Origin of the sequence: uncultured Sulfitobacter sp., assembly GCF_947497275.1 — a bacterium.
Taxonomy (GTDB): Bacteria; Pseudomonadota; Alphaproteobacteria; order Rhodobacterales; family Rhodobacteraceae; genus Sulfitobacter.
On sequence record NZ_CANMFS010000053.1, the window covers coordinates 1 to 327 of the forward strand.

At 67.0% G+C, this 327-nt stretch carries 1 protein-coding gene; it reads left to right on the plus strand.

Annotated features, from left to right (window positions below):
• Positions 1-23 precede the first annotated feature (23 nt).
• Positions 24-327, plus strand: a 304-nt coding sequence (locus Q1A06_RS20955) for a hypothetical protein (RefSeq protein WP_299568052.1), incomplete at its 3' end; no start/stop codon positions are given.

Consider the following 327-nt stretch of genomic DNA (forward strand, 5'->3'; position numbering starts at 1 on the left):
GCACCCCCTTCGGACTTCCTTTGATGCCAGAGGCGAGGGAGCGCACGGCCCCCGAAGGGGGCCAGAAAATCACCGTCACCGCGCAGCGGTGTCAGCTTCCTGACCGGAGCGCACCGGGGCCGGGTCTGACTTCCTCGTCAGCCTTCGGGTCGGTCGCGCAAGGACAAGCAGGACGGCTCGAAACCGAACGCACAAGGGGACCGTGGAATACCGCAGGAGCGCAGCGACAAGGATATGCCGCGAAAGCCCCTTGGGCGGGCGGGGGCGAGCTGTCAGGCGAAGGACGCGACCGATCCCGAAGGATGCAAGGCAGACCCTCGATCCCCA